Origin of the sequence: Pseudomonas flexibilis (assembly GCF_000802425.1) — a bacterium.
GTDB lineage: Bacteria > Pseudomonadota > Gammaproteobacteria > Pseudomonadales > Pseudomonadaceae > Serpens > Serpens flexibilis.
Genome location: NZ_JRUD01000024.1, coordinates 71,901 through 95,447, shown reverse-complemented (window position 1 = coordinate 95,447; position 23,547 = coordinate 71,901). Strand labels below are relative to the sequence as shown.

General features: G+C 62.8%; 23 protein-coding genes. 19 read left to right on the top strand and 4 right to left on the bottom strand.

Annotated features, from left to right (window positions below):
• Positions 1–71: 71 nt before the first annotated feature.
• Entirely contained in the window at positions 72–686 is a 615-nt protein-coding gene (gene gstA, locus SF06_RS14580; RefSeq protein WP_039562281.1) for a glutathione transferase GstA, read from the top strand.
• 504 nt (positions 687–1,190) lie between these two features.
• Complete coding sequence (locus SF06_RS14575) at positions 1,191–1,631, top strand: YqaA family protein (RefSeq protein ID WP_039562279.1); 441 nt, start codon at positions 1,191–1,193, stop codon at positions 1,629–1,631.
• Positions 1,632–1,692: 61 nt separating this feature from the next.
• On the opposite strand, the gene gyrB is transcribed toward SF06_RS14575, so the two are convergent.
• From gyrB to dnaA, 4 genes are read right to left on the bottom strand one after another with little or no spacing between them, the layout of a single operon-like run.
• Complete coding sequence (gyrB, locus tag SF06_RS14570) at positions 1,693–4,116, bottom strand: DNA topoisomerase (ATP-hydrolyzing) subunit B (protein ID WP_027588932.1); 2,424 nt, start codon at positions 4,114–4,116, stop codon at positions 1,693–1,695.
• Positions 4,113–5,216: a DNA replication/repair protein RecF gene (recF, locus tag SF06_RS14565; RefSeq protein ID WP_039562277.1), complete on the bottom strand. Its 1,104-nt coding sequence runs from the start codon at positions 5,214–5,216 to the stop codon at positions 4,113–4,115. Before recF ends, gyrB begins: the two co-directional genes overlap by 4 nt.
• Before the next feature lie 22 nt (positions 5,217–5,238).
• Positions 5,239–6,342 (bottom strand): DNA polymerase III subunit beta, encoded by a 1,104-nt coding sequence (gene dnaN / locus SF06_RS14560; protein ID WP_027588930.1) that lies wholly within the window; start codon positions 6,340–6,342, stop codon positions 5,239–5,241.
• A 26-nt stretch (positions 6,343–6,368) separates the two neighbouring features.
• Positions 6,369–7,802 (bottom strand): chromosomal replication initiator protein DnaA, encoded by a 1,434-nt coding sequence (gene dnaA, locus SF06_RS14555; protein WP_039562275.1) that lies wholly within the window; start codon positions 7,800–7,802, stop codon positions 6,369–6,371.
• 517 nt (positions 7,803–8,319) lie between these two features.
• Between dnaA and rpmH the strand changes: the two genes are divergently transcribed.
• From rpmH to atpD, 17 genes are all read left to right on the top strand, one after another.
• Positions 8,320–8,454 carry a 50S ribosomal protein L34 gene (rpmH, locus tag SF06_RS14550; protein ID WP_021702523.1) on the top strand — a complete coding sequence of 45 codons (135 nt, stop codon included), beginning with the start codon at positions 8,320–8,322 and terminating at the stop codon, positions 8,452–8,454.
• 17 nt (positions 8,455–8,471) lie between these two features.
• Complete coding sequence (gene rnpA, locus SF06_RS18120; protein ID WP_175610502.1) at positions 8,472–8,864, top strand: ribonuclease P protein component; 393 nt, start codon at positions 8,472–8,474, stop codon at positions 8,862–8,864.
• Positions 8,857–9,102, top strand: coding sequence for a membrane protein insertion efficiency factor YidD (gene yidD / locus SF06_RS14540; RefSeq protein ID WP_039562409.1), 246 nt, complete (start codon positions 8,857–8,859; stop codon positions 9,100–9,102). The genes rnpA and yidD overlap by 8 nt, the downstream gene beginning before the upstream one ends.
• 2 nt (positions 9,103–9,104) lie before the next feature.
• Positions 9,105–10,769 (top strand): membrane protein insertase YidC, encoded by a 1,665-nt coding sequence (gene yidC, locus SF06_RS14535; RefSeq protein ID WP_039562268.1) that lies wholly within the window; start codon positions 9,105–9,107, stop codon positions 10,767–10,769.
• 70 nt (positions 10,770–10,839) lie between these two features.
• A complete protein-coding gene (mnmE, locus tag SF06_RS14530; RefSeq protein WP_039562266.1) occupies positions 10,840–12,204 on the top strand; it encodes a tRNA uridine-5-carboxymethylaminomethyl(34) synthesis GTPase MnmE in 1,365 nt (454 codons plus the stop codon).
• 383 nt (positions 12,205–12,587) lie between these two features.
• Positions 12,588–14,480, top strand: coding sequence for a tRNA uridine-5-carboxymethylaminomethyl(34) synthesis enzyme MnmG (mnmG, locus tag SF06_RS14525; protein ID WP_039562264.1), 1,893 nt, complete (start codon positions 12,588–12,590; stop codon positions 14,478–14,480).
• Positions 14,480–15,127, top strand: coding sequence for a 16S rRNA (guanine(527)-N(7))-methyltransferase RsmG (rsmG, locus tag SF06_RS14520; protein ID WP_039562263.1), 648 nt, complete (start codon positions 14,480–14,482; stop codon positions 15,125–15,127). Before mnmG ends, rsmG begins: the two co-directional genes overlap by 1 nt.
• Positions 15,128–15,146: 19 nt before the next feature.
• Positions 15,147–15,923: a ParA family protein gene (locus SF06_RS14515; protein WP_027588923.1), complete on the top strand. Its 777-nt coding sequence runs from the start codon at positions 15,147–15,149 to the stop codon at positions 15,921–15,923.
• A 14-nt stretch (positions 15,924–15,937) separates the two neighbouring features.
• Entirely contained in the window at positions 15,938–16,810 is an 873-nt protein-coding gene (locus SF06_RS14510) for a ParB/RepB/Spo0J family partition protein (RefSeq protein WP_027588922.1), read from the top strand.
• Between the two features lie 109 nt (positions 16,811–16,919).
• Positions 16,920–17,330, top strand: a complete 411-nt coding sequence (locus tag SF06_RS14505; protein ID WP_074467532.1) for a F0F1 ATP synthase subunit I — start codon at positions 16,920–16,922, stop codon at positions 17,328–17,330.
• Between the two features lie 16 nt (positions 17,331–17,346).
• A complete protein-coding gene (gene atpB / locus SF06_RS14500) occupies positions 17,347–18,201 on the top strand; it encodes a F0F1 ATP synthase subunit A (RefSeq protein ID WP_027588920.1) in 855 nt (284 codons plus the stop codon).
• Positions 18,202–18,252: 51 nt separating this feature from the next.
• Positions 18,253–18,492, top strand: coding sequence for a F0F1 ATP synthase subunit C (atpE, locus tag SF06_RS14495; RefSeq protein ID WP_027588919.1), 240 nt, complete (start codon positions 18,253–18,255; stop codon positions 18,490–18,492).
• Between the two features lie 87 nt (positions 18,493–18,579).
• The gene (locus SF06_RS14490) at positions 18,580–19,050 is read left to right on the top strand and encodes a F0F1 ATP synthase subunit B (protein WP_027588918.1); all 471 of its coding nucleotides are present in this window, start codon (positions 18,580–18,582) and stop codon (positions 19,048–19,050) included.
• 12 nt (positions 19,051–19,062) lie between these two features.
• A complete protein-coding gene (locus SF06_RS14485) occupies positions 19,063–19,599 on the top strand; it encodes a F0F1 ATP synthase subunit delta (RefSeq protein ID WP_027588917.1) in 537 nt (178 codons plus the stop codon).
• A 15-nt stretch (positions 19,600–19,614) separates the two neighbouring features.
• On the top strand, positions 19,615–21,159 hold the full coding sequence (gene atpA, locus SF06_RS14480) for a F0F1 ATP synthase subunit alpha (protein WP_027588916.1): 1,545 nt from the start codon (positions 19,615–19,617) through the stop codon (positions 21,157–21,159).
• Positions 21,160–21,209: 50 nt separating this feature from the next.
• A complete protein-coding gene (gene atpG, locus SF06_RS14475) occupies positions 21,210–22,076 on the top strand; it encodes a F0F1 ATP synthase subunit gamma (protein ID WP_027588915.1) in 867 nt (288 codons plus the stop codon).
• A 30-nt stretch (positions 22,077–22,106) separates the two neighbouring features.
• Entirely contained in the window at positions 22,107–23,483 is a 1,377-nt protein-coding gene (atpD, locus tag SF06_RS14470) for a F0F1 ATP synthase subunit beta (protein WP_027588914.1), read from the top strand.
• Positions 23,484–23,547: the final 64 nt, after the last annotated feature.

Here is a 23,547-nt window from a genome sequence, read left to right as displayed (position 1 = left end):
ACGGTGCCCTGCCCGGGTGTGGAACCAGGGCAGGGCTGCGACGCCATTTCCAACCTGCATAGGATTCCATCATGAAGCTCTACTACGCCCCGGGCGCCTGCTCGCTTTCTCCGCACATCGTGCTGTGCGAGCTGGGTCTCGATCACCAGCTGGAAAGGGTCGACCTGCGTACCCAACCGCACCGCACCGCCTCCGGTGAGGACTTCAGCCAGATCAACGCCAAGGGTTACGTGCCCGCGCTGCGCCTGGACGATGGTGAACTGCTGACCGAAGGCCCGGCGATTGTCCAGTACCTGGCTGACCAGAAGCCCGACGCCGGCCTGCTGGCTCCGGCGGGCAGCCTGGCCCGGGCGCGTGCTCAGGAGTGGCTGAACTACATCGCCACCGAACTGCACAAGAACTTCGGCGCGCTGTTCCGTCCAGGCACTGCGGAGGAGGTCAAGGAGGCCGCTCGCGCCACGATCGCCCAGCGCCTGACCTATACCGCCGATGCCCTGCAGGGACGTGATTATCTGGTGGGTGACCGCTTCGGTGTCGCCGATGCCTACCTGTTCGTGGTGCTGGGCTGGTGCCAGTTCCTGGCCGTCGATCTCGCGCCCTATCCGGCGCTGCAGGCATTCCAGCAGCGCATCGCCGCACGCCCGGCGGTACAGGCTGCACTCGAGGCCGAAGGGCTGCTCAAGTAACCCCCACCGGAGGATTTTGCGCGCGCAGCAAAAAGGGGAGCCTGAGGCTCCCCTTGAACATTCAACTGCGTATCTTTGCCTGCCCCCGGCCTTGTTGTTGTTATGGCCATTGGTGTCTGTTGCTGACGGCTCCCACATGGAGCCAAGAGCGAACGTATTTTTTTGACTGCGGGTGTCGGCTACTTCAACCGGTACCGGGCTGCTGCCTGAAGCGACAGTCCGTTCTTTCCCGGGCACCTACAGCCACGTCAAAAGAATCTGTTTGCTACGTCCCTGCCGTCTTGTCGTTGTTATGTCAGAGGCGTTGACTGCTGTTGTTATTGAGTTCGGGTTTGTCATTGTTGTTGTGAGTGTCATTAGGCCTGTTAACCACCTCAGTCGGCTATAAGACCTAAGTCCATGATTTTCCGTGGGTTGCCGGCGACGCTTCGGTTACCCTGCCGTGCCTTTTCCCAGAGACATGTTTCTCATGCGCCGTTTTCCCCGCTACGCAGTGCCCACACGATGATCGAAGCCGGCGCCTACAGCGGGTTATTTCTTGCGGCCCTCGGAGCGGCAACCCTGCTGCCCCTGCAATCCGAAGCCCTGCTGGTGGCACTGCTGCTGAGCGGGCAGTATTCAATCGTCGCCTTGCTGGGGATCGCAACCGCCGGCAACGTGCTGGGCTCCTGCCTGAATGCGCTGCTGGGTCGTTCTCTGCAACACTGGCAGCACCAACGCTGGTTCCCTGTCAGCCCCCAGCAGTTGGAACAGGCCCGCCAGCGCTATCAACGCTACGGCCGCTGGAGCCTGCTGCTGAGCTGGCTCCCCATCATCGGCGATCCGCTGACGGTCATTGCCGGCGTGATGCGTGAGCCTTGGTGGAGCTTCCTGTTACTGGTCCTGGTCGCCAAGGGTGCGCGCTACCTGATGCTCACCGGCCTCACCCTTGGCTGGATGGGCTAGGGCTCTTTCGCGGCAAAAAAAAACCCGGCGCAGGCCGGGTTTTTTTCATCGTCTGCAGGTGTTAGACGTCCAGATTCGACACCGCCAGGGCATTGGCCTCGATGAAGTCGCGGCGCGGCTCCACGGCGTCGCCCATCAGGGTATTGAAGATCTGGTCGGCGGCAATGGCGTCCTCGATGGTCACCTTGAGCATGCGCCGGGCGGCCGGGTCCATGGTGGTTTCCCACAGCTGATCCGGGTTCATTTCGCCCAGGCCCTTGTAGCGCTGCACGCTGTAGCGCTTGCTGGTTTCCGCCATCAGCCAGTCCATGCCTTCCTTGAAGGTGCTAACCGCCTTGCGCCGCTCGCCACGCTTCACATATGCGCCTTCCTCGAGCAGGTTGCCCAGCTTCTCGCCCAATGCCACGACGCTCTTGTAGTCGTTGCTGGCAAAGAAGTCGCGGTTGAAGGTGATGTAGTGCGACAGGCCGTGGGACTTGATCTCCACCTCCGGCAGCCAGAAACCGCGCTCGCGGTCCTCGCGCAGCTGCAGCTGGTAGGTGGCCTGGCCCGAGCGTTCCTCGGCCTTCAGGCGCTCACGCAGCCCATCCAACCAGCCCTGCATGGCGCTTTCGCTGGCGAACTGCTCCAGGCCAATGGCCGGCAGGTACATGAAGTGTTCAGTGAGCTCCTGCGGATACAGGCGCGACAGGCGCTTGAGGGTCTTCATCACCGCGCGGTAATCGTTGACCAAGGCTTCGAGGGCCAGGCCGGAAATGCCCGGCGCGTTCTCGTTGACGTGCAGGCTGGCGTCTTCAAGGGCGGTCTGGGTCATGTACTCCTCCATGGCCTCGTCGTCCTTGATGTACTGCTCCTGCTTGCCCTTCTTGACCTTGTACAGCGGCGGCTGGGCGATGTAGACGTAACCACGCTCGATCAGCTCCGGCAGCTGACGGAAGAAGAAGGTCAGCAGCAGGGTACGGATGTGGGCGCCGTCGACGTCGGCGTCGGTCATGATGATGATGTTGTGGTAACGCAGCTTGTCGATGTTGTACTCGTCGCGGCCGATGCCGCAGCCCAACGCGGTGATCAGGGTGCCCACTTCCTGGGAGGAAAGCATCTTGTCGAAGCGCGCCTTCTCCACATTGAGGATCTTGCCCTTGAGCGGCAGGATCGCCTGGGTGCGCCGGTTGCGGCCCTGCTTGGCGGAACCGCCGGCGGAGTCACCCTCCACCAGGTAGAGCTCGGACAGCGCGGGGTCCTTTTCCTGGCAGTCAGCCAGCTTGCCCGGCAGGCCGGCGATGTCCAGGGCGCCCTTGCGACGGGTCATTTCCCGGGCCTTGCGCGCGGCCTCGCGAGCCCGTGCGGCATCGATCATCTTGCCGACCACCGCCTTGGCGTCGTTGGGGTTCTCCAGCAGGAAGTCAGCGAAGAACTTGCCCATTTCCTGTTCCACCGCAGTCTTCACTTCCGAGGACACCAACTTGTCCTTGGTCTGCGAGCTGAACTTGGGATCCGGCACCTTCACCGAGATGATCGCGGTCAGGCCTTCACGGGCATCGTCGCCAGTGGTGGAAATCTTGAACTTCTTGGCCAGGCCCTCGGCCTCGATGTAGTTGTTCAGATTGCGTGTCAGCGCCGAGCGGAAGCCCGCCAGGTGGGTGCCGCCATCACGCTGCGGAATGTTGTTGGTGAAGCACAGGATGTTTTCATTGAAGCCGTCGTTCCACTGCAGGGCCACTTCTACGCCCACACCGTCCTCTTCGCGCTGCACGGTGAAGTGGAACACGCTGTTGACTGCGGTCTTGTTGGTGTTCAGGTATTCGACGAAGGCCTTCAAGCCGCCTTCGTATTTGAAGAGTTCTTCCTTGCCGCTGCGCTCGTCGCGCAGCACGATGCCGACGCCGGAGTTGAGGAACGACAGCTCGCGCAGACGTTTGGCCAGGATGTCCCAGCTGAAATGGATATTGCGGAAGGTCTGCGCGGACGGCTTGAAGTGGATCTGCGTGCCGGTGCCCTCGGTTTCGCCCACTGCGGCCAGCGGCGCCTGCGGCACGCCATGCACGTAGGTCTGCTCCCACACTTTTCCGGCACGCCGAATGGTCATCACCAGCTCTTCGGAGAGCGCATTGACCACCGAGACGCCCACGCCGTGGAGACCGCCCGAGACCTTGTAGCTGTTGTCATCAAACTTACCGCCAGCGTGCAGCACGGTCATGATGACCTCAGCAGCCGAAACGCCTTCTTCCTTGTGGATATCCACAGGAATGCCCCGCCCGTTGTCGCGGACGGTGATCGATTCGTCGGTATGAATGGTAATGGTGATTTCGGAGCAGTAGCCGGCCAGGGCTTCATCGATGGAGTTGTCCACCACCTCGAACACCATATGGTGCAGACCGGTGCCATCGTCGGTATCGCCGATGTACATACCGGGGCGTTTGCGCACTGCATCCAATCCCTTCAGCACCTTGATACTGGAGGAGTCGTAGGTGTTTTGTTCGCTCATGCTTCACTCCGATAGTCTTGGGTGATTCGACCATGTTCCACGTGGAACATGGCAACCGGCGTATCCGTGCGCCAGCCATCCTTCAATACGTGGGGTTCGACGCAGGTGATGAATACCTGGCACTGCAACTCTTCAAGGAGGCGACACAACGCCATCCGGTGACGCTCGTCCAGCTCCGAGGGCAGGTCGTCTACCAGATAGAGGCAACGACCCTGTTTGGCCTGATTGAGCAGATGCCCCTGGGCTATGCGCAAGGCGCACACCACCAGCTTCTGCTGACCGCGGGATAGAATGTCTGCCGCATTGTGGCCCTCCAGGCGCAAACGCAGATCGGCGCGCTGAGGACCTGCCTGGGTGTGGCCGAGCGACATGTCTCGCTGCAGGCTGCTCTCCAGCACTTCCTCCAGCTCGCGATCCTTGTCCCACCCTCGGTAGTAGCTGAGGGACAGCCCGGGAAGATCCAGCAGCTGGGCCAGCGTGTTCTCGAAAACCGGTTTCAGGGAGTGGAGATAAGCGCGTCGATAGGTGTCGATTTCTCGGCTTGCCAGGCACAGCTCCCGGTCCCAGGCAGCCTGCGCAATGGCGTCCAGTCTACCATGCCGAAGCCACGAATTCCGCTGCCTGAGGGCCTTTTGCAGGCGTTGCCAGCTGCCTAGGAAGCGAGGTTCCACGTGGAACACTCCCCAATCCAGGAACTGGCGGCGTACCTTGGGCGCGCCCTCAAGCAGCCGGAAACTGTCCGGGTTGATCAGCTGCAACGGCAGCGCTTCGGCCAACTGCGCGGCACTACGTGCGTTCTGTCCGTCGATACGGATCTGCAGCTCGCCGTTTCGTTCACGGCCGAGGCCCAAGCTGCTGCAGCCACCCTCGGCAAGCTGGATCTCACCAAAAACAGTCAGGGCGCTATGCTCGGTCTGAATGACGGGTTGCAGGCGCGGACTACGAAAGGACCGCGCCATGCCCAGCAGGTGGATAGCTTCGAGCACGCTGGTCTTACCGCTGCCGTTGGCACCGTGGAGGATGTTGATACGGGGGGAAGGCTGCAGGGTCACCGGCTGCAGATTGCGCACGCCGGTGACCATCAGACGAAGCAGGGACACTTCGAAAAGGCAGGTGCGCGTATTACAGGCGCATCGGCATGACGACGTAGGAAGAGTCGTCGTTGTCGGCTTCCTGCACCAGCGCACTGCTGTTGGCATCGGAGAGCACCAGGCGCACCTGCTCCGCACTCATCACACCGAGCACATCCAGCAGGTAGCTGACGTTGAAGCCGATCTCCAGAGGCGAGCCCTGGTATTCCACTACCACTTCTTCCTCGGCCTCTTCCTGCTCCGGGTTGTTGGCCTGCAGCTTTAGCAGGCCATTCTCCAGCTGCAGCCGGATGCCACGGTACTTTTCGTTGGAGAGGATGGCAGTGCGACTGAACGCTTCGCGAAGCTGCTGGCGGTCGCCGATCACCACCTTGTCGCCGCCACGGGGCAGCACGCGCTCATAGTCGGGGAACTTGCCGTCGACCAGCTTGGACGTAAAGGTGAATTCACCGGTGGTGGCGCGGATATGGTGCTGGCCCAGGGTGATAGCCACTTCGCCGTCCTGGTCGGTGAGCAGGCGAGCCAGCTCGAGAATCCCCTTGCGTGGCACGATGACCTGATGGCGGTCGCCATGAGGAATACCGGCATTCAGGGCACACATGGCCAAACGATGCCCATCGGTGGCCACGGCGCGCAGCACACCGGCATTGACCTCCAGCAACATGCCGTTGAGGTAATAGCGCACGTCCTGCTGGGCCATGGCAAAGCCGGTCCGCTCGATCAGCCGACGCAGCTTGCTTTGTGCAACGCTGAAACCCAGCGAACCGGGACCTTCCTCGACGCTGGGAAAATCGTTGGCGGGGAGGGTAGAGAGCGTGAAGCGGCTGCGGCCGGATTTGATCAGCAACTTCTGATCATCGACGCGCATGTCGATCAGCGCATCGCTGGACAGGCTCTTGCAGATATCCATCAGCTTGCGCGCCGGCACGGTGATCTCCCCCGGCTCGGCTGGCTCCTCCAGGCTGACGCGGCCAACCAGCTCCACTTCCAGGTCGGTACCGCTCAGAGACAGCTGCTGGCCCTGAACCACCAGCAGAACGTTGGAAAGCACGGGCAGCGTCTGACGGCGCTCAACGACGCCGGCCACCAGTTGCAGGGGTTTCAACAGGGCTTCGCGTTGAATGGTGAAATGCATGGTGGGTTCCTTGCGAACAGGTGGAATCAGGTGGTCAGCGTGCGCAGCAGGTTCTTGTAATCCTCACGGATGTCCGCGTCGGATTCCTTGAGCTCGGCAATCTTACGGCAGGCGTGCAGGACCGTTGTGTGGTCTCGCCCACCGAACGCATTACCAATCTCCGGCAGGCTGTGATTGGTCAGCTCCTTGGACAGCGCCATGGCCACCTGTCGTGGCCGGGCGATGGAACGCGAGCGTCGCTTGGAGAGGAGCTCGGTCAGCTTGATCTTGTAGTACTCGGCCACGATGCGCTGGATGTTGTCGATGCTGACCAGCTTGTCCTGCAGGGCGAGCAGGTCCTTCAGCGACTCGCGAATGAGCTCGACGCTGATCGGGCTGTTGGTGAAATGCGAGTGAGCAATCACACGCTTGAGTGCCCCTTCCAGCTCACGGACGTTGGAGCGGATGCGCTGCGCGATGAAGAACGCGGCGTCATGGGGCAGCTCGATACGCGTCTGCTCGGCCTTCTTCATCAGGATCGCCACGCGAGTTTCCAGCTCGGGCGGCTCGACCGCCACCGTCAGGCCCCAGCCGAAGCGCGATTTCAGCCGCTCCTCCAACCCCTCGATTTCCTTGGGGTAGCGATCGCTGGTCAGGATGACCTGCTGACCACCTTCCAGCAGCGCGTTGAAGGTGTGGAAGAACTCCTCCTGGGAGCGCTCCTTCTTGGCAAAAAACTGGATATCGTCGATCAGCAGCGCATCCACCGAACGGTAGAAACGCTTGAACTCGTTGATGGCATTGAGCTGCAGCGCCTTGACCATGTCGGCCACGAAACGCTCGGAATGCAGGTAGACCACCTTGGCATTAGGATTCTTCTTCAGGAGGTGGTTACCCACCGCGTGCATCAGGTGCGTCTTGCCCAGGCCGACCCCGCCGTACAGAAACAGCGGGTTATAGCCGTGCTTGGGATTATCGGCCACCTGCCAGGCGGCCGCCCTCGCGAGCTGGTTGGACTTGCCCTCGACGAAGTTCTCGAAGGTGAAGGTGCGATTAAGGTAGCTGGTGTGCTTGAGCGCACCTTCCACCTGGACGTTGCGCTCGACCACCCGGCTGGGCGCCGGCGGCGGAGCAACCATTGGGGCCTCGACTGCAGGCGCCGGCATCGCATCGATGGCCGGCGCAGGAGCCGCAGCAGCCACCGGCCGCGGCGCAGTGGCAGCTGGGCGAGCACTGCGGCGGGCACCGATCAGCAACGACACGGCGGGCGACAGGCCATTCCCACGCTCACCGAGCAGCTCTATCAGACGACCCAGGTACTTTTCATTGACCCAGTCGAGCACGAAGCGATTGGGCGCATACACGCGCAGCTCATCGGCATCCCCTTCGACCTGCAGCGGGCGAATCCAGGTGTTGAATTGCTGGGCCGGCAGCTCATCGCGAAGCAGTTCCACACACTGCTGCCATAGTTCCACAGACACGGATACCCCCAAGCCTCGAAGGCGTAAAACATGGTCGCCAAACAAGCGGGCATTGTAGCGAGCAGGGGGGATGTTATCCACAACAAACAGGGCGATCGCCGCGCCGACGAGCCGATGGGTCAGGCGCAACGCAGCTGTGCGCCAATCTGTTGATAAACCAAGGGATACTGCTGTGGGCAAGCCACCGGATAACGATCGGGATAAAGTGGGTGTGGGTAAGCTGCCATTCCATCCACCGCTTATCCGCAACCCGTGCACCGGAACGCCAACGCTTATCCGCTGACCTATACAGCGCCGCAAGCCCTAGAACAGAGGGCTTAGGTAAGGTTATCCACAATAGTCTCGGCGACCAATACATAACGACATAAACAATCTTTTTCTCAAAAGTACCTATTCCTTTTCTTCAGACGAGCCGGGGCTGGCTGGAAATTGACCTGCCCCCTCGCTTTCTCTAGAATTGCCGGTCTCTTAAAACGGGGGCCACTCCCGGCCCGTAGTGACCACCAGGTAATCCATCATGAAACGCACTTTCCAACCCAGCACCCTGAAGCGCGCTCGCGTCCACGGTTTCCGCGCCCGCATGGCCACCAAGAACGGCCGTGCTGTCCTGTCGCGTCGTCGCGCCAAGGGCCGCAAGCGTCTGACTGTCTGACCACAGCAGCACTCGTGGTGAGCCGAAGTTTCGGTCGGGAAAAGCGCCTGCTCAAACCCCGACAGTTCAAAGCAGTCTTCGACTCACCCAGCGGTAAGGTCGCGGGCAGGAACGTTCTGCTCCTCGCCCGCGCAAACGGTCTGGATCACCCCCGCCTTGGGCTGGTGATCGGCAAGAAGAGCGTCAGGCTCTCGGTCGAGCGCAACCGTCTGAAGCGCCAGATCCGCGAAACATTCCGCCAGCAGCAGTGCGATCTGGCTGGCTGGGATGTCGTGGTCGTGGCCCGCAAGGGCCTCGGCGACCTGGACAATCCGGAGCTTGCCGGCCAGTTCATCAAGCTCTGGAAGCGTCTTGCCCGGCTGCCACGCCCCCAGGACGGTTCCCATGCCCAACAGCTCGCGGATGCGTAAACTGGTCGTCGCACCGATCCGGTTCTACCGCTACGCCATCAGTCCCATGATGGCCAGCCACTGTCGTTTCTATCCGTCCTGTTCCTGCTACGCGCTGGAAGCCATCGAGCAGCATGGCGTTCTGCGCGGCGGCTGGCTGAGCCTGCGCCGACTTTCCCGCTGTCACCCGTGGAACCCGGGCGGTTACGACCCGGTTCCACCCGCTTCCTCTCCCCGACCCCCTTCGATGGCCGAGTAACCATGGATATCAAACGTTCGATATTGCTCGTCGCCCTGGCAGTCGTCTCCTATCTGCTGGTTCTGCAGTGGAATGAGGACTACGGCCAGGCGGCACAGCCGCCGGCACACAGCTCCATTGCCGCCAACCCCGCCAGCGATCTGCCGGATACCACGCAGAGCAACACGGCGCACGACGATGTGCCCGTGGCGGAGCAGGCGCAGCCGCAACCCAGCCAGGTGGCCGATGCCACCGGTGCCGACCAGCTGATCCGTGTCAGCACCGACGTGCTGGAACTGGCCATCAGCCCGGTCGGTGGCGATATCGTCCAGTTGAGCCTGCCGAAGTACCCGCGCCATCAGAAGAACCCCGATGTACCGTTCCAGCTGTTCGACAATCGCAACGGCAGCACCTATCTGGCCCAGAGCGGTCTGCTCGGCAACAACGCGCCGGATAGCAGCAGCGGCCGGGCGCGCTGGAGCGCGGAATCGCGCCAGTACCAGCTGGCCGAAGGTCAGGACCGTCTGGTGGTCGACCTGACCTACGCCGACCTGGGCATCAGCTACACCAAGCGCTTCACCTTTACCCGCGGCAGCTATGACCTGAAAGTCGAGTACCTGGTCGACAACCAGAGCGGCCAGGCCTGGCGCGGCACCCCGTACGCGCAGCTCAAGCGCGACGGCAGCGCCGATCCGTCTTCGACCACCGCCACGTCGGCCACCTACCTCGGCGCGGCGATCTGGACCCCCGAGGAGAACTACAAGAAGGTCTCCATGGGCGACCTGGACGACAAGCCGCTGCGCACTACCGTGCAAGGTGGCTGGGTCGCCTGGCTGCAGCATTACTTCGTCACCGCCTGGATTCCGCCGGCCGACAGCAGCAACGGCGTCTACGGCCGCAAGGACAGCCAGGGCAACTACATCGTCGGCTTCACCGGTCAGGCACTCGACGTCCCCGCCGGCAGCCAGGGCGCAACCGGCATGACCCTCTACGCCGGTCCGAAGATCCAGGGAGACCTCAAGGCCCTGGCCCCTGACCTGGACCTGACCGTCGACTACGGCATCCTCTGGTTCCTCGCCCAGCCGATCTTCTGGCTGCTGGAGCTGATCCACGACGTGCTGGGCAACTGGGGCTGGTCGATCGTGGTGCTGACCCTGATCATCAAGCTGATCTTCTTCCCGCTCTCGGCGGCCAGCTACAAGTCCATGGCCCGCATGCGCGCCGTGTCGCCCAAGCTGCAGGCGCTCAAGGAGCAGTACGGTGACGATCGCCAGAAGATGTCCCAGGCGATGATGGAGCTGTACAAGAAGGAGAAGATCAACCCGCTGGGCGGCTGCCTGCCGATCCTCGTGCAGATGCCGGTGTTCCTGGCCCTGTACTGGGTGCTGCTGGAAAGCGTGGAGATGCGCCAGGCGCCGTGGATCCTGTGGATCACCGACCTGTCGATCACCGACCCGTACTTCATCCTGCCGATCATCATGGGCGTGACCATGTTCATCCAGCAGCAACTCAACCCGACGCCGCCGGACCCCATGCAGGCGCGCGTGATGAAACTGCTGCCGATCATCTTCACGTTCTTCTTCCTGTGGTTCCCGGCTGGTCTGGTGCTGTACTGGGTGGTCAACAACGTCCTGTCCATCGCCCAGCAGTGGTACATTACCCGGCAGATCGAGGCCGCGGCCAAGTAAGCCGGCGCCATTCGCCAAACCCTGCAAACGCCCCGTTCTCGGGGCGTTTTGCATTGTGGAGAAACGTTCCATGCACAGCCGTGACACCATTGCCGCCGTCGCCACCGCCCAGGGTCGTGGAGGGGTCGGCATCGTGCGGGTTTCCGGGCCGCTGGCCCTGTCGATCGCCGAGGCGCTCAGCGGCCGCACGCCGCGCCCGCGGCACGCCCACTACGGGCCCTGGCGCGACGCCGAGGGCCAGGTGCTGGACGAGGGCATCCTGCTGTTCTTCCCCGGCCCGCATTCGTTCACCGGCGAGGACGTGCTGGAGTTGCAGGGGCATGGCGGGCCGGTGGTGCTCGATCTGCTGCTGGATCGCTGCCTGGCACTCGGCGCGCGGCAGGCGCGTCCGGGCGAGTTCAGCGAGCGCGCCTTCCTCAACGACAAGCTCGACCTGGCCCAGGCCGAGGCCATTGCCGACCTGATCGAGGCCAGCTCGGCCCAGGCGGCGCGCAACGCCCTGCGCTCGCTGCAGGGTGAGTTCTCGCGGCGCGTGCACGAGCTGAGCGAACAACTCATCCAGCTGCGCATCTATGTGGAAGCGGCCATCGACTTCCCCGAGGAGGAAATCGACTTCCTCGCGGATGGCCACGTGCTGCGCCAGCTGGAAGCCATCCGCGCCTACCTGGCCGAGGTACAGCGCACGGCCGGGCAGGGCGCGTTGCTGCGCGACGGCATGACGGTGGTGATCGCCGGCCGCCCCAATGCCGGCAAGTCCAGCCTGCTCAATGCCCTGGCCGGCCGCGAGGCGGCGATCGTTACCGACATCGCCGGCACCACCCGCGACCTGCTGCGCGAACATATCCACATCGATGGCATGCCGCTGCACGTGGTGGATACCGCCGGGCTGCGCGACACCGAGGATCAGGTGGAGCGTATCGGTGTGGAACGCGCGCTCAAGGCTATCGAGGAGGCCGACCGCATTCTGCTGCTGGTCGACTCCAGCGCTGCGGAGGCCGACGATCCCTTTGCGCTGTGGCCGGAATTCCTGGACAAGCGCCCGGCACCCGAGCGGGTCACCCTGATTCGCAACAAGATCGACCTGAGCGGCGAGCCGGCCGGCCTCCAGCAGGGCGCCGATGGCCATGTCACCCTGAGCCTGTCGGCACGCAGTGGCGCCGGTCTGGAGCTGCTGCGCGAGCATCTGAAGACCTGCATGGGTTATCAGCAGACCGCCGAAAGTGGCTTCAGCGCACGCCGCCGGCACCTGGAAGCCTTGCATCAGGCAGCCGCCCACCTGGATCACGGGCATGCCCAGCTGACCCTGGCCGGCGCCGGCGAACTGCTGGCGGAGGATCTGCGCCAGGCTCAGCAGGCCCTCGGCGAGATCACCGGCGCGTTCAGTTCCGACGACCTGCTGGGACGCATCTTTTCCAGTTTCTGCATCGGCAAGTGACCCGCAAACCCTGTGCACAACTGCCTGTGAACCCGGTCGATAAGCCTGGGGATTGGCCACTGGAAAACGCGCTTGTGGATAGATAGGCCACTTCTCCCCAGCTTGCCGACCGCTTATGCCAAGCTTGCACCCGGGTTCGGCACAGGGTTGTCATTGTCTGAAAGCCCTTTGCCAGAGGGCTTTCAGGCCGTTATCCACAGAACGGAACGTTGCTAAACATAGCTTTAAGAGAAAGCTCTTTAAGAAATTCATATCTCTCTATTTATAAAAGACCTGGCGTACCGAGTGGCGGGCAAGCGACGGCCATGACTTCTTTCAGGCACTCTCTGCGCCTATACTTGCCGGCTTCCCCGAATTCACAGTTCATAACCGCGAGGTGCGTGGTGGACTTCCCTTCCCGTTTCGACGTCATCGTGATCGGCGGTGGCCATGCCGGTACCGAGGCGGCCCTGGCCGCTGCGCGCATGGGCGTGAAGACCCTGCTGCTCAGCCACAACGTGGAAACCCTCGGCCACATGAGCTGCAACCCGGCGATCGGCGGCATCGGCAAGAGCCACCTGGTCAAGGAGATCGATGCGCTGGGCGGTGTCATGGCGCAAGCCACCGACCTGGCCGGCATCCAGTTCCGTGTGCTCAATGCGCGCAAAGGGCCCGCCGTACGCGCCACCCGCGCCCAGGCGGATCGCGCGTTGTACAAGGCCGCCATCCGCAGCCTGCTGGAAAACCAGCCCAACCTGTGGATATTCCAGCAATCCGCCGATGACCTGATCGTCGAACAGGATCAGGTCAAGGGTGTCGTCACTCAGATGGGCCTGCGTTTCCTGGCCGATAACGTGGTGTTGACCACCGGAACTTTCCTCGGCGGACTTATCCACATCGGGTTGCAGAACTACTCTGGCGGTCGCGCTGGCGACCCGCCCTCGATCGCCCTGGCCCGTCGCCTGCGCGAGCTGCCGCTGCGCATCGGCCGCCTGAAGACCGGCACGCCCCCGCGCCTGGATGGCCGCACCATCGATTTCTCGGTGATGACCGAGCAGCCGGGAGACACGCCGACGCCGGTGATGTCCTACCTGGGCAAGGTGGAGCAGCACCCGCGCCAGGTCAGCTGCTGGATTACCCATACCAACGCGCGTACTCACCAGATCATCGCCGGCAACCTGGATCGCTCGCCCATGTATTCGGGGATCATCGAGGGCATCGGCCCGCGCTACTGTCCGTCGATCGAGGACAAGATCCACCGCTTCGCCGACAAGGACAGCCACCAGGTGTTTCTGGAGCCGGAAGGGTTATCCACAAACGAGTATTACCCGAACGGGATATCCACCTCGCTGCCCTTCGATGTCCAGCTGGAGATCGTGCGTTCCATCCGCGGCCTGGAGAACACCCACATCGTGCGCCCGGGTTATGCGATCGAGTACGACTACCTGGATCCCCGCGACCTGAAGTCCTCGCTGGAAACCAAAGTGATCGGCGGGCTGTTCTTTGCCGGTCAGATCAACGGCACCACCGGCTACGAAGAGGCCGGCGCACAGGGCCTGCTGGCCGGCGCCAATGCCGCGCTGCGTGCGCAGGGCCGCGAGGCTTGGAGTCCGCGCCGTGACGAGGCCTATCTGGGTGTGCTGGTCGACGACCTGATCACCCTGGGCACCCAGGAGCCGTATCGCATGTTCACCTCGCGCGCCGAGTACCGGCTGATCCTGCGCGAGGACAACGCGGACCTGCGCCTGACCGAGAAGGGCCGCGAACTGGGCCTGATCGACGACGCACGCTGGGCAGCCTTCGAAGCCAAGCGCGAGGGCATTGCCCGCGAGGAACAGCGCCTGAAGAGCACCTGGGTCCGTCCAGGCACGCCGGAGGGTGAGGCGATTGTGCAGCGCTTCGGCACTCCGCTGACCCACGAATACAACCTGCTCAACCTGCTGGCCCGCCCGGAGGTGGACTACGCCGGCCTGCTGGCCGTCAGCGGCGACACGGAAGTGGACCCGCAGGTTGCCGAACAGGTGGAGATCCGCACCAAGTACGCCGGTTATATCGAGCGTCAGCAGGACGAGATTGCTCGCCTGCGGGCCAGCGAGGACGTCCGCCTGCCGGAGGATATCGACTACACGGCGATATCCGGTCTGTCGCGGGAGATCCAGCAGAAGCTCGGTCAGGCCCGCCCGGAAACCCTGGGGCAGGCCGGGCGCATCCCCGGCGTCACTCCGGCGGCGATTTCCCTGCTGCTCATCCACCTGAAGAAACGCGGCGCTGCCCGCGGCCTGGAGCAAAGCGCCTGATGAGCCTGGTGACCGAACGGCATGCCGAAGAATTGCGCCAGGGCGCGCGTCAGCTTGGCGTGAGCCTGCAGGCCCGCCAGGAAGAACAGCTGCTCGCCTACCTGGCCCTGCTGATCAAGTGGAACAAGGCCTACAACCTCACTGCTGTGCGCGACCCCGACGAGATGGTGTCCCGTCATCTGCTCGACAGCCTGAGCATCGTGCCCAGTGTGGCGCCGCTGGGCGAGCGCTGGCTGGATGTGGGCTCCGGCGGCGGCATGCCCGGTGTGCCGCTGGCCATCCTGTTCCCGGAGCGGAAGTTCACCCTGCTGGATTCCAACGGCAAGAAGACCCGCTTCCTGACCCAGGTGAAGCTGGAGTTGCAACTGTCGAACCTGGATGTTGTCCACAGTCGCGTCGAGGCCTACACCCCGGCGCAGCCCTTTGCTGGCATCTGCTCGCGCGCGTTCAGTTCGCTGCAGGACTTCGCCGACTGGACCCGCCATCTGGGCGATGGCGAAACCCGCTGGCTGGCCATGAAGGGCGTGCAGCCGGATGACGAGCTGCAGGCCCTGCCGGAAGACTTCCGCCTGGAAAGTTGCCAGGTGCTGAAGGTCCCTGGTTGCCAAGGCCAGCGGCATCTGCTGATACTGCGCCGCACGGTCTAGACAGGGGAATGTGACAGCCATGGGCAAGGTATTTGCCATCGCCAACCAGAAGGGTGGGGTCGCCAAGACCACCACCTGCATCAACCTGGCAGCTTCGCTGGTGGCCACCAAGCGCAAGGTGCTGCTCATCGACCTTGATCCACAGGGCAACGCCACCAGTGGCAGCGGTGTGGACAAGTCCGCCGTCGAGCTGACCATCTACGATGTGCTGCTGGGCAACTGCAGCGTCGACGAGGCGCTGCAGCACTGCGAACACGGCGGCTATCCACTGCTGCCGGCCAACCGTGACCTCACCGCCGCCGAGGTGGAGCTGCTCAAGGTGCCGAACCGCGAGCTGCGCCTGCGCGAGGCCCTGGCGCCGGTGCGCGACCGTTTCGACTACATTCTGATCGATTGCCCGCCGACCCTGTCCATGCTGACCGTCAACGCCCTGGCCGCGGCCGACGGGGTGATCATTCCCATGCAGTGCGAGTACTACGCCCTGGAAGGTCTGACCGATCTGGTCAACTCCATCCAGCGCATCGCCCAGGCGCTCAATCCCGGGCTGAAGATCGAAGGCCTGCTGCGCACCATGTACGACCCCCGCATCAGCCTGGCCAACGAAGTGTCCGAGCAGCTCAAGGCGCATTTCGGCGACCGTCTCTACGACACCATCATTCCGCGCAACGTGCGGCTGGCCGAAGCGCCCAGCTACGGCATGCCCGCGTTGGCCTACGACAAGCAATCCCGCGGGGCGCTGGCCTATCTGGCGCTGGCCGGCGAACTGGCGCGCCGCCAGGCCGCAGTCCCCGCCTGACTCAAGGAACCCGCATGGCGATCAAGAAAAAAGGTCTCGGACGTGGACTCGATGCCCTGCTCGGCGGAGCCAGCGTGACCGCCATGCAGGAAGAGGCCGCTACGGCCGACCAGCGCGAGCTGCAACACCTGCCGCTCGACCTGATCCAGCGCGGCAAGTACCAGCCGCGTCGCGACATGGACCCCGAGGCCCTGGAAGAGCTGGCTCATTCGATCCAGGCCCAGGGCGTCATGCAGCCGATCGTGGTGCGCCCGATCGGTGACAACCGCTACGAGATCATCGCCGGTGAGCGCCGCTGGCGTGCCAGCCAACAGGCCGGACTGGAAAAGATCCCGGCCATGGTGCGTGAAGTGCCCGATGAGGCGGCCATCGCCATGGCGCTGATCGAGAATATCCAGCGCGAGGATCTCAACCCCATCGAGGAAGCGGTGGCCTTGCAGCGGCTGCAGCAGGAATTTCAGCTGACCCAGCAACAGGTGGCCGATGCGGTCGGCAAGTCGCGGGTGACCATCAGCAACCTGCTGCGCCTGATCGCCCTGCCTGAGGAAATCAAGACCTTGCTGGCTCATGGCGACCTGGAGATGGGGCATGCGCGCGCCTTGCTGGGCCTGCCGGCGGAACGTCAGGTGGAAGGTGCGCGGCATGTTGTCGCACGCGGGCTGACCGTGCGGCAGACCGAAGCCCTGGTGCGTCAGTGGCTGAACGAGAAGGAGCGTCCGGCGCGCGAGGAGCGCGCGGACCCCGATATCGAGCGACTGGAGCAGCGGCTGGCGGAGCGCCTGGGCTCGCCCGTGCAGATCCGTCATGGACAGAAAGGCAAGGGCCAACTGATCATCCGCTACAGTTCTCTGGACGAGTTGCAGGGCGTCCTGGCGCATATCCGCTGAAACACTTCACATTCGGCGATAGTCGGAAATCCACCATAAGGCGGTTGAGTGCCAGAGGGGACCACCCTATACTCGCCCCGCATTTTTCGGCGGCGGGTCCGCCGAGCCAATGGGACGATCGGTGAACTACCGCAACAAGACACCGCTGTATCGCCTGCCGGTTTTCCGGGTGTTGCGGGCGCAGAGCCTGGTGATGCTGGTCGCAGCCCTGTGTGGCACGGTCCTGTTCGGCCGGCTCACGGGGTACTCCATGCTTCTGGGCGGACTGATTGCCCTGTTGGCCAATGTGTATTTCGCGTTCAAGGCCTTTCGTTATTTTGGCGCGCGATCGGCCCGGGCCATCGTCCAGTCCTTCTGGGCGGGCGAAATGGGCAAGCTGATTCTGACAGCAGCGCTGTTCGCGCTGGTGTTCGTGGCGGTAAAGCCCTTGCAGCCGCTCGCTCTGTTCACCGGCTACCTGCTGGTGCTGGGCACGGGGGCAAGCGCATTGCTGCTGCTGAAAAACAATCCGAAGCATTGAGCATTTTGAGGCGACTATGGCAAGCACCCCGGCTGAGTATATCCAGCACCACCTGCAGAACCTGACCTATGGCAAGTTGCCGGAAGGCTATGTTCGCGCAGATGGCAGCGTCCTCGATCAGGCCACCTGGACCGTCGCCCAGACCGGCGCCGAAGCCCAGGCCATGGGCTTCATGGCCGTCCACCTGGATACCCTGGGCTGGTCGCTGCTGATGGGCTTCATCTTCATCTTCCTGTTCCGCATGGTTGCCAAGAGCGCCACCGAAGGCGTGCCTGGCAAGCTGCAGAACCTGGTGGAAATCAGCGTCGAGTTCATCGAAGGCATCGTCAAGGACACCTTCCATGGTCGCAATCCCGTCATCGCGCCGCTGGCCCTGACCATCTTCGTCTGGGTGCTGCTGATGAACAGCCTGAAGTGGATCCCGGTCGACTACATCCCGGGCATCGCCACCCTGCTGGGCCTGCCGGCCTTCAAGATCGTGCCGACCGCCGACCCGAACGGCACCTTCGGCCTGTCGCTGGGCGTGTTCATCCTGATCCTGTTCTATAGCGTCAAGGTCAAGGGCGTCGGCGGCTTCGCCAAGGAACTGGGCTTCACCCCGTTCAAGCACTGGTCGCTGATCCCCTTCAACCTGTTCCTCGAAATCCTCGGTCTGCTGACCAAGCCGCTGAGTCTGGCTCTGCGTTTGTTCGGCAACATGTATGCCGGTGAGGTGGTGTTCATCCTCATCGCACTGCTGCCGTTCTACGTGCAGTGGGCACTGAACGTGCCGTGGGCGATCTTCCATATTCTGGTGATCCCGCTGCAGGCGTTCATCTTCATGGTGCTGACCGTGGTGTACCTCAGCGCTGCCCATGAAGAACACCACTGAGCAACGCTCGATCCTTTGCAAACCCTAACCCCTTAGCTTCAGGAGCTTTACATGGAACTCGTCATCATCGCCGCCTCTATCATGATCGGTCTGGGTGCTCTGGGCACCGGCATCGGCTTCTCCATCCTGGGTGGCAAGCTGCTGGAATCCACCGCTCGTCAACCCGAGCTGGCTCCCCAGCTGCAAACCAAGACCTTCCTGATGGCCGGTCTGCTCGACGCCGTTCCGATGATCGGTGTTGGTATCGCCATGTACCTCATCTTCGTTGTTGCTCCCAGCGTCGCTGGCTAATCAATGATTACTTCCGGGCGGCGGCGCCTGAGGCCCGCCACCCGGCTGCAATCACTGTGAAACAACGAAATAGCATGAGGTAGATCAGTGAACATTAATCTGACGCTGCTCGGTCAAACGCTCGCCTTCGCTATTTTCGTCTGGTTCTGCATGAAGTTCGTCTGGCCGCCGGTAACGGCCGCCATGAGTGCCCGCCAGAAGAAAATCGCCGAAGGTCTGGATGCCGCCGGCCGTGCGCAGCAAGACCTGAAACTGGCTCAGGAGAAGGTGTCCAACACCCTCCGCGAGACCAAGGAACAGGCTGCCCAGATCCTCGAGCAGGCGAACAAGCACGCCAACTCGATCATCGAGGAAGCCAAAGAACAGGCTCGCGCCGAAGGCGAACGCCTGATCGCCGGTGCCCGCGCCGAAATCGAACAGGAAGTGAACCGCGCCAAGGATCAACTGCGCAACCAGGTGGCGGCTCTGGCCGTGGCCGGTGCGGAGAAGATTCTGGAGTCCCAGGTGGACGCCAAGGTACACAACGATCTGGTCGAAAAACTGGCCTCCCAACTCTAAGCGAGGCGAGCGATGATCAATACCCAGACGCTTGCTCGGCCTTACGCCAAAGCCGCTTTCGAGGTCGCCAGCGCGGCCGGTCGTGCGGATGCCTGGTCGGCCATGCTGAACCTGGCAGCCGTCGCCGTCGAAGTTCCCGAAGTCGCCGCGTTGCTGAACGACCCGCGCCTGACCCGCGAAAGCAAGGTCGAGGCTCTGGTTCGTCTGTTCGGTAGCGATATCGACGAAGCGTTCCGCAATTTCGTGCTGACCCTGGGCGAGAACGATCGCCTGGCGGTGCTGCCGACCGTGCGCGAGCTGTTCGAGGAGCTCAAGGCCGAGTCCGAAAAAACGCTCGATGCGCAGGTGGAAACCGCGTACGAGCTTAGCAACGAGCAACTCCAATCCTTGGCTGCCGCCCTGTCCAAGCGACTAGATCGCACCGTCAACCTCCAGCAGGCGGTGAATCCTGCGCTGATCGGCGGCGTCGTGATTCGCGCCGGCGACGTGGTTGTCGACGGTTCGGTCCGCGGCAAACTGAGCCAGTTGGCCGAATCGTTGAAATCCTGATTTGAGGGTCATGGCATGCAGCAACTGAATCCTTCCGAGATTAGTGAAATCATCAAGCAGCGCATCGAGAAAACCGATGTCGCCGCTCAAGCCCGCAACGAGGGCACCGTCGTCAGCGTTTCCGACGGTATCGTGCGCATCTTCGGTCTCGCCGACGTCATGTACGGCGAAATGATCGAATTCCCCGGTGGTGTCTACGGCATGGCGTTGAACCTGGAGCAGGACTCCGTGGGCGCCGTGGTGTTGGGCAGCTACCTGAGCCTGAAGGAAGGCATGAGCGCCAAGTGCACCGGCCGCATCCTGGAAGTCCCGGTCGGTCCGGAACTGCTGGGTCGCGTGGTCGATGCCCTGGGCAACCCGATCGATGGCAAGGGCCCGATCAACGCCAAGCTGACCGACGCAGTCGAGAAGGTCGCTCCGGGCGTGATCTGGCGTAAGTCCGTGGACCAGCCGGTGCAGACCGGTTACAAGTCCGTTGACGCCATGATCCCGGTCGGCCGTGGCCAGCGCGAGCTGATCATCGGTGACCGTCAGATCGGCAAGACCGCCATGGCGATCGACGCGATCATCAACCAGCGCAACAGCGGCATCAAGTGCGTCTACGTGGCCATCGGCCAGAAGCAGTCCACTATCGCCAACGTGGTTCGCAAGCTGGAAGAGCACGGCGCCCTGGCCAACACCATCATCGTTGCCGCTTCCGCCTCCGAGTCCGCCGCCCTGCAATACCTGGCGCCGTACTCCGGTTGCACCATGGGCGAATACTTCCGCGATCGCGGTGAAGACGCCCTGATCGTGTACGACGACCTGTCCAAGCAGGCCGTTGCCTACCGCCAGATTTCCCTGCTGCTGCGTCGTCCGCCGGGACGTGAAGCCTACCCGGGCGACGTGTTCTATCTCCACAGCCGCCTGCTGGAGCGCGCTTCCCGCGTGTCCGAAGAGTACGTGGAGCAGTTCACCAAGGGCGAAGTGAAGGGCAAGACCGGCTCGCTGACCGCACTGCCGATCATCGAAACCCAGGCTGGCGACGTTTCCGCGTTCGTTCCGACCAACGTGATTTCCATCACCGACGGTCAGATCTTCCTGGAATCGGCCATGTTCAACGCAGGCATCCGTCCGGCCGTCAACGCCGGTATCTCGGTATCCCGCGTGGGTGGCGCCGCTCAGACCAAGATCATCAAGAAGCTGTCTGGTGGTATCCGTACCGCGCTGGCCCAGTACCGTGAACTGGCTGCGTTCGCGCAGTTCGCTTCCGACCTGGACGAAGCGACCCGCAAGCAGCTGGAGCATGGTCAGCGTGTCACCGAGCTGATGAAGCAGAAGCAGTACGCGCCGATGTCCATCGCCGAGATGGCCGTTTCGCTGTACGCCGCCGAGCGTGGCTACCTGGTCGACGTTGAAGTGTCCAAAGTGGGCGCCTTCGAGCAGGCCCTGATCGCGTACTTCCAGCGCGAGAAGGCCGACCTCCTGGCGAAGATCAACGAGAAGGGCGACTTTAACGACGACATCGATGCCGGCATCAAGGCGGGTATCGAAGCGTTCAAAGCCACCCAGTCCTGGTAAGCCGCAGCGGGAGCCGCAAGGCTCCCGCCTGCTAACCCGAAAGGTGTGAAATGGCAGGCGCAAAAGAGATTCGCAGCAAGATTGCGAGCATCAAAAGCACGCAGAAGATCACCAGCGCCATGGAAAAGGTGGCGGTCAGCAAGATGCGCAAGGCACAAATGCGCATGGCTGCCAGCCGCCCCTATGCGGAGCGGATCCGTGAAGTGATCGGTCACCTGGCCGACGCCAATCCGGAATACCGTCATCCGTTCATGGTGGAGCGCCCGGTCAAGCGAGTCGGCTACATCGTCGTCTCCACCGACCGTGGTCTGTGCGGCGGCCTGAACATCAACCTGTTCAAGGCCCTGATCAAGCACATGAAGGAATGGCACGACCAGAAGGTCGAGGCCGATCTGTGCGTGATCGGCAACAAGGGCGCAAGCTTCTTCCGCAGCTTCGGCGGCAACGTGGTCGCGGCGATCGGCAACCTGGGCGAAGCCCCGTCGATCAATGACCTGATCGGCAACGTCAAGGTCATGCTGGACGCCTTCCACGCCGGCCGTATCGACCGTCTGTACCTGGTGTCGAACAAGTTCATCAACACCATGACCCAGAAGCCGAACATCGACCAGCTGCTGCCCCTGGCATCGCTGGACGCCGGCGAGACCCCGCGCAAGGGTCTGTGGGACTACCTCTACGAGCCGGATGCCCAGCAGTTGCTGGATGCCCTGCTGGTTCGTTTCATCGAGTCCCAGGTCTATCAGGGTGTGGTCGAGAACGGTGCTGCCGAGCAGGCTGCGCGGATGATCGCCATGAAGAGCGCCACCGACAACGCCGGTGAGCTCATCAGCGAACTGCAACTGGTCTACAACAAGGCCCGTCAGGCTGCGATCACTCAAGAGATTTCGGAAATCGTCGGCGGCGCTGCCGCGGTTTAAGAACGGTTCAAATATTCAGAGGAACCAAACATGAGTAGTGGACGTATCGTTCAAATCATCGGCGCCGTCATCGACGTGGAATTTCCGCGCGATCAGGTGCCGAACGTCTATGACGCGCTGAAAGTTCAAGGCGCGGCAACCACCCTGGAAGTCCAGCAGCAGCTGGGCGACGGCATCGTCCGTTCCATCGCCATGGGTTCCACCGAAGGCCTCAAGCGTGGCCTGGACGTGACCAACACCGGCGCCGCCATCGCCGTTCCGGTCGGCGCAGGTACCCTGGGCCGCATCATGAACGTGCTGGGCGAGCCGATCGACGAAGCCGGTCCGATCGCCACCGACGAGCATTGGGGCATCCACCGCGCCGCGCCGAGCTACGCCGATCAGGCGGGCGGCAACGAGCTGCTGGAAACCGGCATCAAGGTTATCGACCTGGTCTGCCCGTTCGCCAAGGGCGGTAAGGTCGGTCTGTTCGGTGGCGCCGGCGTCGGCAAGACCGTGAACATGATGGAGCTGATCAACAACATCGCCAAGGCGCACAGCGGTCTGTCCGTGTTCGCCGGCGTGGGCGAGCGTACCCGTGAAGGGAACGACTTCTACCACGAAATGAAGGACTCCAACGTCCTCGACAAGGTGGCGATGGTGTACGGCCAGATGAACGAGCCGCCGGGAAACCGTCTGCGCGTCGCCCTGACCGGCCTGACCATGGCCGAGAAGTTCCGTGACGAAGGCCGTGACGTTCTGCTGTTCGTCGACAACATCTACCGTTACACCCTGGCCGGTACCGAAGTGTCCGCGCTGCTGGGTCGTATGCCGTCCGCAGTGGGTTACCAGCCGACCCTGGCCGAGGAAATGGGCGTTCTGCAAGAGCGCATCACCTCCACCAAGATCGGTTCGATCACCTCCGTGCAGGCCGTTTACGTTCCCGCGGACGACCTGACCGACCCGAGCCCGGCGACCACCTTCGCCCACCTCGACGCCACCGTCGTACTGTCCCGTGACATCGCCTCCCTGGGTATCTACCCGGCCGTGGACCCGCTGGACTCCACCAGCCGTTCGCTGGACCCGCTGGTGGTTGGCCAGGAGCACTACGAGACCGCGCGTGGCGTGCAGTACGTGCTGCAGCGCTACAAGGAACTGAAGGACATCATCGCCATCCTGGGTATGGACGAACTGTCCGAGACCGACAAGCAGCTGGTGGCCCGCGCGCGTAAGATCCAGCGCTTCCTGTCCCAGCCGTTCCACGTGGCCGAAGTGTTCACCGGTGCCCCCGGCAAGTACGTTCCGCTGAAGGAAACCATCCGTGGTTTCGCTGGCATCCTCGCTGGTGACTACGATCACCTGCCGGAGCAGGCGTTCTACATGGTTGGCACCATCGACGAAGCCATCGAGAAAGCCAAGAAACTGTAATGGGTCGCGCCCGGCAACGGGCGCCGTACCAGGGCGGGGGCAACCCCGCCTGACCTGACTACCG